16 protein-coding genes are annotated in these 15,444 nt (G+C 75.1%); 13 read left to right on the top strand and 3 right to left on the bottom strand.

Annotated features, from left to right (window positions below):
• The first annotated feature begins 10 nt into the window (after positions 1 to 10).
• The 9 genes from E9549_RS12610 to E9549_RS24170 all read left to right on the top strand — a co-directional run bounded on the left by E9549_RS12610 (position 11) and on the right by E9549_RS24170 (position 8,342).
• Positions 11 to 676 (top strand): prepilin peptidase, encoded by a 666-nt coding sequence (locus E9549_RS12610; protein ID WP_236826887.1) that lies wholly within the window; start codon positions 11 to 13, stop codon positions 674 to 676.
• A 77-nt stretch (positions 677 to 753) separates the two neighbouring features.
• On the top strand, positions 754 to 1,938 hold the full coding sequence (gene aroC / locus E9549_RS12605) for a chorismate synthase (protein WP_236826886.1): 1,185 nt from the start codon (positions 754 to 756) through the stop codon (positions 1,936 to 1,938).
• Positions 1,935 to 2,468, top strand: a complete 534-nt coding sequence (locus E9549_RS12600; RefSeq protein WP_236826885.1) for a shikimate kinase — start codon at positions 1,935 to 1,937, stop codon at positions 2,466 to 2,468. Before aroC ends, E9549_RS12600 begins: the two co-directional genes overlap by 4 nt.
• Positions 2,465 to 3,526 carry a 3-dehydroquinate synthase gene (gene aroB / locus E9549_RS12595; protein ID WP_236826884.1) on the top strand — a complete coding sequence of 354 codons (1,062 nt, stop codon included), beginning with the start codon at positions 2,465 to 2,467 and terminating at the stop codon, positions 3,524 to 3,526. The genes E9549_RS12600 and aroB overlap by 4 nt, the downstream gene beginning before the upstream one ends.
• The gene (gene aroQ / locus E9549_RS12590) at positions 3,523 to 3,957 is read left to right on the top strand and encodes a type II 3-dehydroquinate dehydratase (RefSeq protein ID WP_236826883.1); all 435 of its coding nucleotides are present in this window, start codon (positions 3,523 to 3,525) and stop codon (positions 3,955 to 3,957) included. The genes aroB and aroQ overlap by 4 nt, the downstream gene beginning before the upstream one ends.
• Positions 3,954 to 5,057 (top strand): Xaa-Pro peptidase family protein, encoded by a 1,104-nt coding sequence (locus E9549_RS24175; protein ID WP_236826882.1) that lies wholly within the window; start codon positions 3,954 to 3,956, stop codon positions 5,055 to 5,057. The genes aroQ and E9549_RS24175 overlap by 4 nt, the downstream gene beginning before the upstream one ends.
• Positions 5,058 to 5,618 carry an elongation factor P gene (gene efp / locus E9549_RS12580; protein ID WP_236826881.1) on the top strand — a complete coding sequence of 187 codons (561 nt, stop codon included), beginning with the start codon at positions 5,058 to 5,060 and terminating at the stop codon, positions 5,616 to 5,618.
• 15 nt (positions 5,619 to 5,633) lie between these two features.
• On the top strand, positions 5,634 to 6,041 hold the full coding sequence (nusB, locus tag E9549_RS12575) for a transcription antitermination factor NusB (protein WP_236826880.1): 408 nt from the start codon (positions 5,634 to 5,636) through the stop codon (positions 6,039 to 6,041).
• A 165-nt stretch (positions 6,042 to 6,206) separates the two neighbouring features.
• Entirely contained in the window at positions 6,207 to 8,342 is a 2,136-nt protein-coding gene (locus E9549_RS24170) for an Ig-like domain-containing protein (RefSeq protein ID WP_236826879.1), read from the top strand.
• Between the two features lie 89 nt (positions 8,343 to 8,431).
• Here the strand turns inward: E9549_RS24170 and E9549_RS12565 are convergent, their stop codons facing one another.
• The 3 genes from E9549_RS12565 to E9549_RS12555 form a co-directional block, all read right to left on the bottom strand.
• On the bottom strand, positions 8,432 to 9,460 hold the full coding sequence (locus E9549_RS12565; RefSeq protein WP_236826878.1) for an ABC transporter permease subunit: 1,029 nt from the start codon (positions 9,458 to 9,460) through the stop codon (positions 8,432 to 8,434).
• Complete coding sequence (locus E9549_RS12560; RefSeq protein WP_236826877.1) at positions 9,457 to 10,374, bottom strand: ABC transporter ATP-binding protein; 918 nt, start codon at positions 10,372 to 10,374, stop codon at positions 9,457 to 9,459. Before E9549_RS12560 ends, E9549_RS12565 begins: the two co-directional genes overlap by 4 nt.
• Before the next feature lie 161 nt (positions 10,375 to 10,535).
• Positions 10,536 to 11,093 carry a transcriptional regulator gene (locus E9549_RS12555; RefSeq protein WP_236826876.1) on the bottom strand — a complete coding sequence of 186 codons (558 nt, stop codon included), beginning with the start codon at positions 11,091 to 11,093 and terminating at the stop codon, positions 10,536 to 10,538.
• A gap of 224 nt (positions 11,094 to 11,317) precedes the next feature.
• Here E9549_RS12555 and pyrR point away from each other — a divergent pair, with 224 nt between their 5' ends.
• The 4 genes from pyrR (at position 11,318) to carA (ending at position 15,444) form a co-directional block, all read left to right on the top strand.
• Positions 11,318 to 11,965, top strand: a complete 648-nt coding sequence (pyrR, locus tag E9549_RS12550; protein WP_236826875.1) for a bifunctional pyr operon transcriptional regulator/uracil phosphoribosyltransferase PyrR — start codon at positions 11,318 to 11,320, stop codon at positions 11,963 to 11,965.
• Positions 11,962 to 12,882, top strand: a complete 921-nt coding sequence (locus E9549_RS12545; RefSeq protein WP_236826874.1) for an aspartate carbamoyltransferase catalytic subunit — start codon at positions 11,962 to 11,964, stop codon at positions 12,880 to 12,882. Before pyrR ends, E9549_RS12545 begins: the two co-directional genes overlap by 4 nt.
• On the top strand, positions 12,879 to 14,168 hold the full coding sequence (locus E9549_RS12540; RefSeq protein ID WP_236826873.1) for a dihydroorotase: 1,290 nt from the start codon (positions 12,879 to 12,881) through the stop codon (positions 14,166 to 14,168). The genes E9549_RS12545 and E9549_RS12540 overlap by 4 nt, the downstream gene beginning before the upstream one ends.
• A gap of 109 nt (positions 14,169 to 14,277) precedes the next feature.
• Entirely contained in the window at positions 14,278 to 15,444 is a 1,167-nt protein-coding gene (gene carA, locus E9549_RS12535; protein ID WP_236826872.1) for a glutamine-hydrolyzing carbamoyl-phosphate synthase small subunit, read from the top strand.

Raw genomic sequence — 15,444 nt, 5'->3', positions numbered from 1 at the left:
GCCGACCGCCGTGGAGGTGTCCGACGCCGTCCTCGCCGGCGCCGCGGTGGTCGCCGGGTCGGTCCTCGGGCCCGTCCTGGCGCGGGGCACCGTCCGCCTGGCCGCCCGGGACGACGCCGCCACCCCGTCGCCGGCCCGGGTGGCGCTGACCGCGGCGCTCACGGCGGGGGCGCTGGCCGCTGCGGTGCTGCTCGGCGGGCCCCGCCCCGCGACGCTGGCGCTGGCCTGGGCCGCGGGCGCGGCGGTCGTGCTGGGCGGCGTCGACCTGGCGGCGCACCGGCTGCCCGACCGCGTCCTCCTCCCCGCCGCCGTCGTCTGCGGAGCAGCCCTGCTCGCCGACGCCGCGGTGCTGGGCACCTGGGCGGCGCTGCTCCGGGCCCTCGGGGCGGGCGCCGCCGCCCTGCTCCTCTCGGGAGCCGCGCGGCTGGCCGCGCCCGCGGGCCTGGGGTTCGGCGACGTCAAGCTGCTCGGGTTGCTGGGGATGGTGCTCGGCTGGGCGGGCTGGGGCGTGCTGCTCGCCGGTCTCTTCCTCGGCCTGGTCGCCGGGGCACTGGTCTCGCTGGTGCTGGTGGCGACCGGGCGGGCGGGCTGGCGCAGCACCGTGCCGTTCGGCCCACCGCTGCTGGCCGGCGCCGCCCTGGCCCTGGCGCTCGGCGGGCTGCCACCCGCCGGGTGAGGGACCCCGTCCTCCGCACCCCCCGCAGGCTCGGGGCGCGCCTCGGGACGGAGCCCGGGTAAGGCACAATGCGCTGCATGTTGCGCTGGCTGACCGCCGGTGAGTCGCACGGCCAGCAGCTCACCGCCATCCTCGAGGGCCTCCCGGCCGGGGTCGAGGTGCAGACGGCCGACCTCGACCTGCAGCTCGCCCGCCGCCGGCTGGGCCACGGGCGGGGTGCCCGGATGTCCTTCGAGCAGGACGTCGTCACCCTCACCGGCGGGGTCCGCCACGGCCGCACCCAGGGCGGGCCGATCGCGGTGCAGGTGGGCAACACCGAGTGGCCGAAGTGGCAGACGGTCATGTCCGCCGACCCGGTCGACGCCGAGGTCCTCGCCGGGCAGGCGCGCAACGCGCCGCTGACCCGCCCGCGGCCCGGTCACGCCGACCTCGCCGGCATGCAGAAGTACGGCTTCGACGACGCCCGGCCGGTGCTCGAGCGGGCCAGCGCCCGCGAGACCGCCGCCCGGGTCGCCCTCGGCGCCATCGCCCAGGCGTTCCTGCGGCAGGCGCTCGGGGTGTCGGTCGTGAGCCACGTGGTGGGCATCGGGCCGGTGGCCGCGCCCGACGGGCTGGTGCCCGGGCCCGACGACAACCCGCGGCTGGACGAGGACCCGGTGCGCTGCGCCGACCCCGCCACCAGCGAGCGGATGACCGCCGAGATCGACGACGCCCGCAAGAACGGGGACACCCTCGGCGGCGTCATCGAGGTCGTCGTCCACGGGCTGCCGCCCGGTCTGGGCAGCCACGTGCACTGGGACCGGCGCCTGGACGCCCGGCTGGCCGCCGCCCTCATGGGGGTGCAGTCGGTCAAGGCCGTGGAGGTCGGCGACGGGCTGGAGACCGCCCGCCGCCGCGGCTCGGTGGCCCACGACGAGATCGTCCTGGCCGACGACGGCCGGCGGGTGCAGCGGCTCACCGACCGGGCCGGGGGCATCGAGGGCGGCATGACCAACGGCGAGGTGCTGCGCGTCCGCGCCGCCATGAAGCCGATCAGCACCGTCCCCCGCGCGCTGCAGACCGTCGACGTCGCCACCGGGGAGGCCGCCGTCGCCATCAACCAGCGCAGCGACGCGTGCGCCGTGCCGCGCGGCAGCGTCGTCATGGAGGCGATGGTGGCGCTCGTGCTGGCCGACGCCGCGCTGGAGAAGTTCGGCGGCGACTCGGTCGCCGAGACCCGGCGCAACGCGCAGGCCTACCTCGACGCCCTGCGCTACCGGTGAGCCGTCCGGCCCTGGTCCTCGTCGGCCCGCCCGCCTCGGGGAAGACGACGGTCGGCACGGCGGTCGCCGCCGCGCGGGGGCTCGCCTTCCGCGACACCGACCGCGACGTCGAGGAGTCCACCGGGTCGACCGTCGCCGACCTGTTCGTCCAGCACGGCGAGCCGCACTTCCGCGCGCTGGAGGAGCAGGCGGTCGCCCGGGCGCTCGGCGAGCACCCGGGGGTGCTCGCGCTGGGCGGGGGCGCGGTGACCAGCGCCGCGACCCGTGAGCTGCTCGTGGCCCACGGCCGGGCCGGCGGGGCCGTCGTCTGGCTCGACGTCGACGTCGCCTCCGCCGCCCGCCGGGTCGGGCTGTCCCGCGACCGCCCGCTGCTGGCCGTCAACCCGCGCGCGATGCTGCGCGCCATGCTCGAACAGCGCGCCCCGCTCTACACGGAGGTGGCCACGCACCGCGTCGCCACCGCGGGGCGCCCGCCGGAGGAGGTCGTCGCCGAGGTGCTCGCCGTCCTGGACCCGGAGGGGGGCCGGTGACCCGCCGCGTCCCCGTCGCGGGGGAGCGGCCCTACGAGGTCGTCATCGGCCCCGGCGCCCAGGCGGAGCTCGCGCTCGTCCTGGCCGGCACCCCCAAGGTGGCCGTGGTGCACGCCCCACCGCTCGCCGCCGCCGCCGGCGCCGCCGTGGAGACGCTGCAGACCGCCGGCGTCGCGGCCGAGGCGGTCGTGGTCCCGGACGGCGAGGCGGCCAAGACCGCGCAGGTGGCCGCCGAGGTGTGGGACGAGTTCGGCCGGCTGGGCCTGACCCGGTCCGATGCCGTCGTGGGGCTCGGCGGTGGCGCGGTCACCGACCTCGCCGGCTTCCTGGCCGCCACCTGGACGCGCGGCATCCGCGTCGTCCAGGTGCCCACCAGCCTGCTCGGCATGGTCGACGCCGCCGTCGGCGGGAAGACGGGCATCAACACCGCCGCCGGCAAGAACCTGGTCGGCGCGTTCCACCCGCCCGCCGGCGTGCTCGCCGACACCGATCTGCTGGCCGGGCTGCCCGACGCGGAGTTCCGTGCCGGGCTGGCCGAGGTCGTCAAGTGCGGCTTCATCGCCGACGGCCGGATCCTCGAGCTGCTGGCCGCCGACCCCACGGGGCGCCGCGACACCGAGGAGCTCATCGAGCGCGCGGTGCGGGTGAAGGCCGCGGCGGTGGGGGAGGACCTGCTGGACACCGGTGTCCGGGAGTTCCTCAACTACGGCCACACCCTCGGGCACGCGGTCGAGCGGGTCGAGGACTTCGGCTGGCGCCACGGCGAGGCGGTCGCCGTGGGGCTGGTGTTCGCCGCCGAGCTGGCGGGGCAGGCCGGGCTGCTCACCCGCGCGGAGGTCGACCGGCACCGCGAGCTGCTCACCGCCATGGGGCTGCCCACCACCTACGCCGGCGACTGGGCCCGGCTGCAGGAGGTCATGCGCGTGGACAAGAAGGCCCGCGGCGCCTCGCTGCGGTTCGTCGTCCTCGACGGGCTGGGCAACCCCCGCATCCTGACCGATCCCGACCAGGCCTGGCTCGACGCGGCCTGGGCCGCCGTCTCCGGAGACGACTCATGACGATCCACGTGCTCAACGGCGCGAACCTCGGCCGGCTCGGCACCCGCGAGCCCGAGATCTACGGCACCACCACCTACGACCAGCTGGTCGAGCTGGTGGAGACGGCCGCCCGGGAGCTCGGCGTCGAGGTGCTGGTGCGCCAGACCGACGACGAGGGCCAGCTGCTGCGCTGGGTCCACGAGGCGACCGACGCCGGCGCCCCCGTCGTGATCAACCCCGGGGGGTGGACGCACACGTCCGTCGTCCTGCACGACGCCCTCGCCGCGGTCACGGCCCCGGTGGTGGAGGTGCACATCAGCAACATCCACCGCCGCGAGGAGTTCCGGCGGCACTCCTACGTCTCGCGGGTGGCCGACGGCACGATCGCCGGCCTCGGCGTGCACGGCTACGTGCTGGCGCTGCAGTGGATGACGCTGCGGGGTGTCTCGTGAGCCGCGCCCGTGAGCGGCGCGAGGTGCTCCGGGCCACCGCCGCGGAGCGCGGGCTGGACTCCGTGCTGGTCACCAACCTGCTCAACGTCCGGTACCTCACCGGGTTCACCGGTTCCAACGGCGCCCTGCTGCTGCGGGTCGACGGCCGCGACCTGTTCGGCACCGACGGCCGCTACACCACCCAGGCCGGCGTGCAGGTGCCCGACGTGGAGCTGCTCGTCGACCGGGCCACCGTGCCCGCGCTGGCCCGGGAGGCGGTGCGCCGCGGTTCGGGGCGGATCGGCTACGAGTCCCACGACCTCACCGTCGACGGGCTGCACGGGCTGGAGCGGGTGCTCGCCGACGCCGCCGCGGGCGGGCCCGTCCCGGAGCTGGCGTCGGTGCGCCGGGCGGTCGAGGCCCAGCGCGCGGTGAAGGACGCCGACGAGGTCGAGTCGCTGCGCCGGGCGTGCGCCGTCGCCGACCAGGCGCTGGCCGAGCTCGCCGCCGAGGGCGCGCTGCGCCCGGGCCGCACCGAGCTGGAGGTGGGCCGCGAGCTGGACGCCCGGATGCTGGCACTGGGTGCCGAGGCGCCGTCGTTCGAGACGATCGTGGCCACCGGGGCGAACTCGGCCATCCCGCACCACCGGCCCGACCGCACCGAGCTGCGCCCCGGGGACTTCCTCAAGCTCGACTTCGGCGCCACCGTCGAGGGCTACCACTCCGACATGACCCGCACCCTGGTGCTGGCCCGGGCGGCGGACTGGCAGCGGGAGGTCTACGCCCTGGTGGCGGAGTCCCAGGCGGCCGGCCGGGCGGCGCTCGCGGTGGGGGCCGACGTCGTCGCCGTCGACGCCGCCGCGCGCGACGTGATCGTCGCGGCCGGGCACGGCGAGCACTTCACCCACGGCCTCGGGCACGGCGTGGGCCTGGAGATCCACGAGGCGCCGGGCATCGGCCAGCAGGGCGCGGGTACTCTGGCCGCCGGTATGGCCGTCACCGTGGAGCCGGGCGTGTACCTGCCCGGCCACGGCGGTGTCCGGATCGAGGACACCCTGATCGTCACCGACGACGCGCCCGAGTTGTTGACCCTCACGAGCAAGGAACTGCTGGTCCTCTAGATGGCTACCACCAACGACCTGAAGAACGGCATCGTCCTCAACCTGGACGGGCAGCTCTGGACCGTCACCGACTTCCAGCACGTCAAGCCCGGCAAGGGCGGGGCGTTCGTGCGCACGACGCTGAAGAACGTGCTGTCGGGCAAGGTCGTCGACAAGACCTTCAACGCGGGCACCAAGGTGGAGACCGCCACCGTGGACAAGCGGTCGATGACCTACCTGTACAAGGAGGGCACCGACTTCGTCTTCATGGACGGCGACACCTTCGAGCAGATCTACGTGCCGGCCGAGACCGTGGGCGACGGCGCCAACTACCTGCTCGACAACACCGAGGTCATCGTCGCGGTGCACGAGGGCACCCCGCTGTACGTCGAGCTGCCGGTGACCATGGAGCTCGTCGTCGAGCACACCGACCCGGGCCTGCAGGGCGACCGCTCCACCGGTGGCACCAAGCCCGCGACGCTGGAGACCGGCGCGCAGATCCAGGTGCCGCTGTTCATCAGCACCGGTGAGAAGCTCAAGGTCGACACCCGCGACGGCCGGTACCTCGGCCGCGTCAACTGACCGCGAGCTGACTCCGTGGCTGCGCGGACCAAGGCGCGCAAGCGCGCCGTCGACGTCCTCTACGAGGCCGACGTGCGGGGCCGGGAGCGGGTGGAGCTGCTCCGCGAGCGGGTCGCCGACGGCAACCCCCCGATCCCCGACCACGCCATCCGCCTCGTCGAGGGTGTCGCCGAGCACGGGGCGCGCATCGACGAGCTGATCGAGACGCACACCGCCGGCTGGTCGCTGCAGCGGCTGCCCGACGTGGACCGCGCGATCCTGCGCATGGCGACCTTCGAGCTGCTCTGGGTGGACGACGTGCCCGACGCCGTCGTCATCGACGAGGCGGTGGAGCTCGCCCGCGCGATCTCCACCGACGAGTCGCCCCGGTACGTCAACGGCGTCCTCGGCGCCATCCTCGCCGCCGAGGTCCCCACCGCCTGACCGGCGGCGCCGCCAGGTCTGGGGGTGGCCCCACCCCCTCCCGAGGGGGTCGCCCGGACGGCGGGATGCAGCACCATCGCCGGTGGTCGACCGGTCCGGGCGGGCACGCGCCGTCGGGGTCCGGAGGGGCGGAGGCCCCGACCACCGGAGTGCGAGGAGCGCCAGGTGCAGCAACCCCGTGCCCACCGTCGTCGGTGGAGGGCCGCAGCCGCCGGGACGGCGGTCGCCCTGGTCGCGCCGGTCCTCGCCGGCACGGTGCCGGCGTCGGCGTCCCTCACCGGGCCGGGTGTCGGGCCCGGCAAGAACATCACCGTCTTCCACAACCTCGACTTCGTCGGGGTCTTCGGCTACGGCACGATCGGCCAGACCATCCGGGTGGAGGTCCTCCGCGACGGCGCGCTCATCGGCGTCGCCCAGGGCCCCGCCTGGGGCACCGACGAGGGCGTCGGGCTGGAGGTCAACCACGGCGTCGAGACGGGGACGCCCTTCCCGGGGGACTGCTGGGCCGGCGGCACCCCCGACATCAGGCCCGGCGACCGGGTCGTGGTGTACGCGGGGAAGGCCCGCAACGAGGTGACGGTCGACGACATCCGCTGGACCGGCGCTCCGCAGTCGGCGGACGAGGACGGGGACGGTACGGCCGACTCCGTCGTCGTCCACGGTGTCGCCCGGCGTTTCGACGGCACCGTCATCCCACCGGCGGAGCTCGACTCCGGCGAGTTCCGCAACGAGAGCGGCAAGTACCGCGCCACCCCGGACACCATCGAGGCCGACCCCGGGGTGCACGGCGGCTTCGTCGTGCGGTACCGGGCGCCCTACCCCGGCTTCCGCAACAGCGACGGCCTGAGCGAGGCGCAGCGGCGGCAGGCGCTGCTGACCGAGGACGGGCACGCGATCGGGTTCGGCCACACCGAGCCGTTGCCGCGGGAGTCCATGCTCGTGGACGGCCTGGCGGACGTGACCGGCCCCGCGCCCGGCTGCGAGGGCTTCAGCCAGGACCTGCTGCCTCCCCGGGCGGTCACCCTGACCCCGGCCCCCGACAGCCGCGACGTGGGCCGGCTGACCAACGTCGCCGTCGCGTTCGACGAGCCGGTCACCGGGCTCAGCGCCTCGACCTTCACGCTGACCGCATCCGACGGGACGGCGGTGGCCGCGGGCGTCTCCTACAACCGGACCACCGGCGTGGCCACCCTCAACCCGTACCCGGGCACCACCGACCCCCTGGCCGCGGGTACCCGCTACACCGCCACCGTCAGCGAGGCGGTCACCGACGCCGCGGGGAACCCGCCGGCGACGACCAGCTGGTCGTTCGTCACCAGCGGCGAGGGTCCGGACAACGACCGCACCGCGCCCACGGTCACCAGCCGGTCACCCCAGCCGGACGCGACCGGGGTGGCCCGGGGCGCGAACGTGCTGGTCGGCATGAGCGAGGCCGTCGCGAGACCCGACCCGGCATCGGTCTGGCTGGAGGCGCCGGACGGCTCGAAGGTCCCCGCGGCGGTCAACTACAACGCGACGACCAGGACGGTGATCGTCAACCCGGATGCCGACCTCGCTGCCGGCACCGCCCACAGGGTCGTGCTGACCGAGGGCGTCGTGGACCTGGCCGGCAACCCGCTGGCGCCGACGAGCTGGACGTTCACCACGAGCGGCACGGCGTCCGGGGACACCGTGCCGCCGACGGTCACCGCCCAGTCGCCCGCGGCGGGCGCGACGGGGGTGGCCCGGGGCGCGAACGTGCTGGTCGGCATGAGCGAGCCGGTCGTCAGGCCGGCTGCGTCGGCGGTGTGGCTGGAGGCGGCGGACGGCTCGCGGGTCCCCGCGGCGGTCAACTACAACGGGACGACCAGGACGGTGATCGTCAACCCGGATGCCGATCTGGCCGCCGGCACCTACACGGTCGTGCTGACCGAGGGTGTGGTGGACCTGGCCGGCAACCCGCTGGCGCCGACGAGCTGGACGTTCACCGTCGGGACGGCCCCGTCGGACACGGTCGCGCCGACGGTCACCAGCCGCGCGCCGGACCCCGACGCCACCGGCGTGGGCCGGGCGGCCAACGTGTTCATCACCTTCAGCGAGCCGATGCGCAAGCCCGACGCGTCCGTCGTGTGGCTCGAGGCGCCGGACGGTTCGACGGTCCCGGCGACGGTGAACTACAACGCCACCAGCAGCACCGTGATCCTCAACCCCACCGCGGACCTCGCGGCGGGCGCGACGTACACGGTGGTCCTGACCGCCGGGGTCGCGGATGTCGCGGGCCTGCCCGTCGCCCCCGAGCGGTGGGCCTTCACCACCCGTTGAGCCCGGCAGCAGGGTGACCCCGGGGTGGGGAGCGACCCCGGGGTCACCGGGCCCGCGACGCCGAAGACGACGCTGCCGGGGGGGCTTCCTCAGTGCAGGTCGCGCCGGACGAAGAGCCAGACCCCGGCCCCGACGACCACCGCGGCGAAAGCGGTCACCACCAGCCCGCCGTGCAGGTTGGTGAGCAGGTAGGACGGGGGCTCGCCGCTGCTGCTGGACTCGCTGTGGTCGAACACCCGGAACCCGCCGGGGGCGACGAGCGCGACCGAGTTGGAGACCACCAGCCACCGGTCGACCATCGGGTCCCAGATGCGCAGCGCGTTCTCCACCACGGCGAAGTAGACGAACGCCACGCCCAGCGCCGCCCCGGTGTTGCGGGTCAGGTTGGCCAGGCCGAAGCCGATCAGCCCGACCAGCACCGCGAGCAGGACGCCGCGGGCCTGCACCGCCAGCAGCCCGGACCAGAAGCCGTCCGGGAGCGGGTCGTCGGTGCCCACGAGCGCGTCGAGCACCCACGCCATCGCCAGCCAGCCGAGCTGCGCGAGGACGCCCAGGGCCAGCGCGGCGAGGGCGAGGACGGCGGCCTTGGTGCCGATGACCTTCAGCCGGCGGGGCACCCAGAACAGCAGGGCGACGATCGTGCGGGTGGACCACTCGGCCCCGATCCAGGTGGCGCCGACCAGGAAGGCGAGGACCGCGGCGGCGGCGGCGAAGCCGATGGCCCCGGGCTCGCCGGCCGAGGCGAGGTCGAACGGGGCCGTGGTGAGGAAGTCCTGGACCGGGACGTCGGAGGCGGTCAGCGCCGGGCCGCAGAACTGGTCGACGGGCTGTCCGGCCTGCTCGGCGTCCTGCTCGCAGACCTGCCGGAACTCCTGCTCGGCGGCGAGGAACTGGTCGCGTTGCTGGGTCGCGGTGGCGAGGTCGGCGTCGCTCGGCTCGCCGAAGTTCAGCAGCCCGATGACGACGGCGCCGAGCCAGCCGAGGAGTGCCAGGCCGAGCAGCACCTGGATGAACCGGCGCGAGGTGAACCGGAGCACCTCGGCGCGGAACAGGCTGCCCCGCGCCCGGTTGGCGGCCGGGCCCGGGGTGGTCGTCGGCTGCTCGGTCGCCGCGCTCACGCCCGATCCCCGGTGATCGCGAGGAAGGCGCTCTCCAGGTCGGGGGTCACGCGGACCAGCTCCTCGACGTAGTGGCCGTGGCCGGCCAGCACCCGGGTGATCTCGCCGGGGGCGGGGGCGCCGTGCACGAGGATCTGCCCGTCGGGTGCGGGGGAGACGGAGAAGCCGGCGCCCTGCAGCACCGCGGCGGCGGCGGCCGGGTCGGGCACCGCGACCCGGACGTCGCCGGTGCCGGCCCGGTCCAGGACGGAGGAGACCGGCCCGGCGGCCACCTGGCGGCCCCGGGCGAGGATGGTCACCGAGTCGCAGACCTGCTGGATCTCCGGGAGCAGGTGGGAGGAGAGCAGCACCGTCGTCCGGCCGCCGGACCCCAGCCGCCGGATCAGCTCCCGGACGTCGCGGATGCCGGCCGGGTCCAGCCCGTTGCTCGGCTCGTCCAGGACGAGCAGGCGGGGCGCCTTGAGCAGCGCCGCGGCGATGCCGAGACGTTGCTTCATCCCGAGCGAGTAGCCCGTGAACCGCTCGTCGGCGCGCTCGCGCAGGTCCACCAGCTCCAGGCACTCCTCGACACGCGCCGCGGGGACCCCCGCGGTCTCGGCGAGCAGCCGGAGGTTGCGCCGGCCGGTGAAGCCGGGGAAGAACAGCGGCGTCTCCACCAGCGCGCCGACCTCGCCGATCACCCGGGGCAGGTCGTCGGGCACCGGCCGGTCGAGCAGCCGCACGTCACCGGCGGTGGGCCGCACCAGGCCGAGGAGGATCCGGATGGAGGTGGTCTTGCCCGATCCGTTGGGTCCCAGCAGCCCGTGCACGCCGCCGGAGTCGACGGTCATGTCCAGGCCGTCGAGCGCCCGGAGGACCTGGCCGCCCCGCCCGCGGTAGGTCTTGGCGACCCCCGCCATGTGCACCGCCGGCACGCCGGTCTCCCACCTCCCGGTCGTGCGCCCGGGTCGCCGCACCCTGGCACATCGGCGACCCCGGCGACAGCACCCACCGCGCGTGTCCGGGGCCCCGGTGAACCGATGGAACGGCCCCCTGCAGGGACCCGGTGCGAGCGCCGGGGGCAGGGGTCCTTCTATCAGCGCGGGGAGCGCCGGCGGTCCCCCCAGGTGTCGTCCACGTCCTCCTCGAGCTCCTCGTCCCCGCCGGAGCTGACGATGCCCTCCATGCCGGGGGAGAGCACGCCCCACTCGATCAGCCGCGAGGTGAGCTCGTCGGGGCTCATGTCGTAGATGATCGCCAGGGACTTGAGGTCCTCGGCGCGGATCGACAGCACCTTGCCGTTGTAGTCGTGGCGCTGCGCCTGGATGGTCGAGGCGTAGCGCGCCAGCGGGCCGGCCTCGTCGGCGGGCAGCGAGCCCAGCGACTCCAGGTTCAGCACGATCTTGTTGGTGGAGGTCACCGCGGAGCTGGGGCGCGGGTCGGGCAGCAGCTCGGACACCGGCACGCCGTAGAACACCGCGAGCTCGGAGAGGCGCTGGACGGTCACGGCCCGGTCACCGCGTTCGTAGGAGCCGACGACGACCGCCTTCCAGCGGCCGTGCGACTTGTCCTCCACCCCCTGCAGGGAGAGGCCCTGCTGGTTGCGGATCGCGCGGAGCCGGGCGCCGAGGGCCCGTGAGTAGTCGGTGCTCATCGCTGTCTGCTCACTGTCCGTCGTCTCGGATCGGGGCTGTTCGTCACGCAGCGTACGTGCGAAGCGGGGATCGCAACAGCGGGGTCGGCGCGAAAGCGCAGGCGGGCGACGCGCCCCCGGGCGCGTCCGGGGGCCGGTCGGCGCGGAGGGGTCGTGCAGTACCGTCGTCGGCGGTCCGACCACTCCTTTAACGACCCGTCCCGTGAGGCGGGGAAGGAGGCCTCATGGCCCGCTCGTCCGATCCTGCCCGGAGCACCCCACCCGGCAGCACTCCCGGCACCCTCCTCTCGCCCGCCGACGTCGCCCGCGTCGTCGACCGCATGGCCCACCAGCTCATCGAGCGGTACGCCCGGGCTGGTGGGGTGGGTGATGACGACGTCGACCCCGGGGGTGGGCGGGGAGACGGCACCGCCGGGCTCTCCGACCTGGTGCTCGTCGGCATCCCGACCCGCGGCGCTCCGCTCGCCCGCCGGCTGGCCGCCCGCATCGAGGCCTTCACCGGCGTCGCGGTCGACGTCGGCACCGCCGACATCACGCTGTACCGCGACGACCTGCGGCTGCGCGGCGTCCGGGCGCTGGAGCCCACGGTCCTGCCCGACGGCGGGATCGACGACCGGCTCGTCGTCCTGGTCGACGACGTCCTGTTCTCCGGCCGGTCGGTGCGCGCGGCGCTGGACGCCCTGCGCGACCTGGGCCGCCCGCGCAGCGTCCAGCTGGCGGTGCTGGTCGACCGCGGGCACCGCGAGCTGCCGATCCGCGCCGACTTCGTCGGCAAGAACGTGCCGACGTCGCGGGCCCAGCAGGTGCGGGTGCACCTGACCGAGGTCGACGGGGTCGACGAGGTGCTCGTGACCGAGGAGGGCAACCGGTGAAGCGGCACCTGCTGGAGGCCGCCGACCTCGACCGGGACGACGCGACGCTGGTGCTCGACACCGCCGCGCAGATCGACCAGGCGCTGGCCGGTCGCGAGGTCAAGAAGCTGCCCACCCTGCGCGGCCGCACGGTGGTGAACCTCTTCTACGAGGACTCCACCCGCACGCGCATCTCCTTCGAGCTCGCCGCCAAGCGGTTGAGCGCCGACGTCATCAACTTCTCCGCGAAGGGCAGCAGCGTCTCCAAGGGCGAGAGCCTGAAGGACACCGCGCTGACCCTGGAGGCGATGGGTGCCGACGGCGTCGTCGTCCGGCACTCGGCCTCCGGGGCCCCGCACCGGCTGGCGCACTGGGTGCGCGGCAGCGTGGTCAACGCCGGCGACGGCACCCACGAGCACCCGACGCAGGCGCTGCTGGACGCCTACACGATCCGGCAGCGGCTGGGCCGGCTCGACGGGGTCCGCGTGACGATCGTCGGCGACGTCCTGCACAGCCGGGTGGCCCGCTCCAACGTCGGGCTGCTGCACACCCTGGGCGCCCAGGTGACGCTGGTCGCCCCACCGACCCTGCTGCCGGTGGGTGTGGGCAGCTGGCCGGCCGAGGTGGGCTACGACCTGGACGCGGCGCTGCCCAAGAGCGACGTGGTGATGATGCTGCGGGTGCAGGCGGAGCGGATGAACGCCTCGTTCTTCCCGAGCGCCCGCGAGTACAGCCGCCGCTACGGGCTGGACGCCCGGCGCATGGCCGCGCTGCCCGACGAGGCGATCGTCATGCACCCGGGCCCGATGAACCGCGGCATGGAGATCGCCGCCGAGGTGGCCGACTCCGTCCGCTCCACGATCGTCGAGCAGGTCGCCAACGGGGTCTCCACCCGCATGGCCGTGCTCTACCTGCTGCTCGGAGGCTCCCCCCAGTGACGACCTACCTCATCAAGGGCGCCCGCCCCCTCGGGGGCGCGCCCGCCGACATCCTGGTCACCGACGGCCGGATCGCCGCGATCGGCGACTCGCTGGACGCGACCGGCGCCGAGGTGGTGCAGGCCGCCGGCCTGGTCGCGCTGCCCGGCCTGGTCGACCTGCACACCCACCTGCGCGAGCCCGGCCGCGAGGACGCCGAGACGGTGCAGACCGGTTCCCGCGCCGCGGCGCTCGGCGGGTTCACCGCGGTGCACGCCATGGCCAACACCGACCCGGTCGCCGACACCGCCGGGGTGGTCGAGCAGGTGTGGCGGCTGGGTCAGGAGGCGGGTCTGGTCGACGTCGTCCCGGTGGGCGCGGTGACCGTCGGGCTGGCGGGCGAGCGGCTGGCCGAGCTCGGCGCGATGGCCGACTCCGCCGCCCGGGTGCGGGTCTTCTCCGACGACGGGCACTGCGTCGCCGACCCCGCGCTCATGCGCCGCGCGCTGGAGTACGTGAAGGCCTTCGACGGGGTGATCGCCCAGCACGCCGAGGAGCCGCGGCTCACCGCCGGCGCGCAGATGCACGAGGGCGACCGCTCCGCCCGGCTCGGGCTCACCGGCTGGCCGGCCGCCGCGGAGGAGGCGATCATCGCCCGCGACGTGCTGCTCGCCGAGCACGTCGGTGCCCGGCTGCACGTCTGCCACGTCTCGACGGCGGGCTCGGTGGAGATCCTGCGCTGGGCGAAGTCCCGCGGTGTCCGGGTGACCGCCGAGGTGACCCCGCACCACCTGCTGCTCACCGACGCCTGCGCGGAGTCCTACGACCCGGTGTTCAAGGTGAACCCGCCGCTCCGGACGGACGCCGACGTCGAGGCCCTGCGCGCCGGGCTGGCCGACGGCACGATCGACGCCGTCGGCACCGACCACGCCCCGCACGCGGTGGAGGACAAGGAGAGCGAGTGGGCGCAGGCCCGGCCCGGGATGCTCGGGCTGGAGCAGGCGCTCTCGGTCGTGATCGAGACGATGGTCGAGCCCGGCCGCCTGGACTGGGCCGGGGTCGCCGACCGCATGTCGGTCCGCCCCGCGCAGATCGGCCGCCTGGCCGACCACGGCCGCCCGATCGCCCCCGGCGAGCCCGCCAACCTGGTGCTCGTCGACCCGACCGCCCGCGCGGCGGTCGACCCCGCGGCGCTGGCCAGCCGCAGCCGCAACAGCCCCTATGCCGGCCGGGAGCTCCCCGGCCGGGTGGTCGCGACGTTCCTGCGGGGGACCGCGACCGTCCTGGACGGAAAGGCAACACGGTGATCGACGCGACTTCCGGCGGCGAGATCGGCGATCTCGGCCCCATCAACGCGCGGACGGGGACGAGATCGGCGATCTCGTCCGAGGTGGCAGGCAGCCGGAGGGTGCAGCGGTGAGCGACGCGATCCTCGTGCTCGAGGACGGGCGCACGTTCCGGGGCGAGTCCTACGGCGCCACCGGGACGACGGTCGGGGAGGCGGTCTTCGCCACCGGGATGACCGGTTACCAGGAGACGCTCACCGACCCCAGCTACGCCGGCCAGATCGTGGCCATGACGGCGCCGCACATCGGCAACACCGGCGTCAACGGCGAGGACGACGAGAGCAGCCGGATGTGGGTCGCGGGCTTCGTCGTCCGCGACCCCGCGCGGCGCACGAGCAACTGGCGTGCCACGGGCGGCCTGGACGACGAGCTGGCGGCCCAGGGGGTCGTCGGCATCAGCGGCGTCGACACCCGCGCGCTGACCCGGCACCTGCGCGACCGGGGCGCGATGCGCGCCGGCATCAGCACCGAGCTGGACGCCGAGGCGCTGCTGGCCCGGGTGACCGCCGCCGCGAGCATGTCGGGTGCCGACCTGGCCCCCACGGTGAGCACGGGGGAGCCCTACGTCGTCCCGGCGGTGGGGGAGAAGCGGTTCACCATCGCCGCCCTGGACCTCGGCATCAAGACCGCCACCCCGCGCCACCTGGCCGCGCTCGGCGTCGAGACCCACGTGCTGCCCTCCACGGCCACCGCCGAGGAGCTGCTGGCCGCCGGGCCCGACGGGGTGTTCCTCTCCAACGGCCCCGGCGACCCGGCCGCGGCGGGCTACGCCGTCGAGGCGGTGCGCGGGGTGCTCGACGCCCGCCGGCCGCTGTTCGGCATCTGCTTCGGCAACCAGATCCTCGGCCGGGCGCTGGGCCTGGGCACCTACAAGCTGCGCTTCGGCCACCGCGGGCTGAACCAGCCGGTGCTCGACCGGGTCAGCGGCACGGTGCGGGTGACCAGCCACAACCACGGCTTCGCCGTCGACGCCCCGCTGGACCGGCCCACCGACACGCCGTACGGCCCGGTGGAGGTCAGCCACGTCGGCCTCAACGACGACGTCGTCGAGGGGCTGCGGCTGGTCGACGCCCCCGCGTTCAGCGTCCAGTTCCACCCGGAGTCGGCGGCCGGCCCGCACGACGCCGCCCCCCTGTTCCAGCGCTTCGTGGACCTGATGGAGACCGCCCGCCGCGGTGGCGACGCGGTCAGCCCGCCTCCCGTCGTGGAACGCAGCACCGGCGAGAAGGAGGCCTGA

Origin of the sequence: Blastococcus sp. MG754426 (assembly GCF_021699055.1) — a bacterium.
Lineage (GTDB): Bacteria > Actinomycetota > Actinomycetes > Mycobacteriales > Geodermatophilaceae > Blastococcus.
This window is presented reverse-complemented; position numbering and strand designations above follow the sequence as displayed.